This is a genomic window from Streptomyces sp. SD15, from assembly GCF_054462255.1.
Window position 1 is genome coordinate 1 of record NZ_JBTLMO010000135.1, and the last position, 1,428, is coordinate 1,428.

At 68.7% G+C, this 1,428-nt stretch carries 1 protein-coding gene; it reads right to left on the reverse strand.

What is annotated here, in order from left to right:
* Nucleotides 1–124 precede the first annotated feature (124 nt).
* Nucleotides 125–1,354 carry an IS701 family transposase gene (locus tag ACX28W_RS43865; RefSeq protein ID WP_459005684.1) on the reverse strand — a complete coding sequence of 410 codons (1,230 nt, stop codon included), beginning with the start codon at nucleotides 1,352–1,354 and terminating at the stop codon, nucleotides 125–127.
* Nucleotides 1,355–1,428 lie beyond the last annotated feature (74 nt).

A 1,428-nucleotide genomic window follows, 5' to 3' on the forward strand; every position in this document is an offset into this window, starting at 1 on the left:
CTAGTAGTGCTTCGTTAGGTTCTGGTTCTGGTTCTGCGTGTGGTGAGGGGGCGGCGGCAGGTGGTGCAGGTGCCGGTCCAGCACCTCAGCAGGTCCTGGAGGGTGTCCAGGATCTGGTAGAGGGTCAGGCCGGCGTGTGGGCTTTTGGGTCGAGCCGCCGCAGGGTGAGGAAGGCCTGGGCGGCGGTGACGAGGGTGACGTGGTGGTGCCAGCCGCGCCAGGTGCGGCCTTCGAAGTGGTCCAGTCCCAGGCCGTGTTTGAGTTCGCGGTAGTCGTGCTCGATGCGCCAGCGCATCTTGGCCCACCGCACCAGGTCTGCGATGGGGGTGGTGACCGGCAGGTTGGTCATCCAGTAACCGGTCGGCTGCGCTGCTCGTTCGGGCTGTTCGACGAGCAGGGTCCGCAGCGGCAGCACGCCGTCCCAGCGGTTGCGTCCGCCGCCCTGTTCCTGGGCGGTGCGGCAGGCTTCCTTGCCCGACGGCCTGACCTCGAGCACGGCGAAACGGGAGGTCATGGCGCCCTTGCTGCCCTCACGCCAGGTGACCTGTTCGAACCGGGCGTCGGCGTCCACCAGGCAGGGCAGGGGCCGGGCCCGTTCGCGGTAGCGGGGCAGAGTCGGCGGCCCCAGCCCGCTGTAGGCCGGCTGATACGGCTCGGCCATGGCCGGCCGGGCGATCTCCTTGGGGTCGACGGCCATCACGTATGACCAGCCACGTTCCTCCAACGCCAGCCTGAAGGCCACGCTACGGCCGTAGCCGGCATCGGCCACGATCACCGGCACCCTCGGCAGCCGGTCGGCGAGCTGGTCCAGCAGACCCAAGGCCAGGTGGATCTTGGACACATGCCCGACCTCGTCCGGCACCCCGGCAGCCTGCCTGCGCCTGTGGTCAGCGGCCCATTCCTCGGGCAGGAACAGTTCCCACTCCAGCGGACAGGACGCGGCGTCGGTGGCCGCATGCACGCTGACGGCGACCTGGCAGTTGGCCCGCTTGCCCAACGCCCCGCAGTACTGGCGGGCCACCCCGGCCGAGGCGGTGCCGCACTTGGGAAACGACACGTCGTCGATGACCCATACCTCGGGCCGGATCGCCTCGCACAGCCGTCGGGCGATCCGCTGCCGCACCGGCGTCCACTCCCACGGCGACTGATTCACGAACTGCTGCAGAGCCTGCATGTTGCCGTCCGGCAGCCGCTCGGCCATCGGCTGGATCGACTTGCGCCGGCCATCCAGCATCAAACCCCGCAGATAACACTCGCCCCACCGCCGCTGATCCCGCCGAGGCAGCGAACCAAACACATCAGCAACGAACTCCGACAACTCACCCCGGAGCCGTTCCACCTCCCCCAGCCTCATGCCAGGAAGATGCCCACCACCAGGCGAGATCACCCAAGGTAACGAAGCACTACTAGGGCCTGTCCGGCGGATCA

Bases quoted from the DNA above. Each gene is read 5' to 3' on its own strand.
- ACX28W_RS43865 (WP_459005684.1), bottom strand. From the start codon at position 1,354: ATGAGGCTGGGGGAGGTGGAACGGCTCCGGGGTGAGTTGTCGGAGTTC.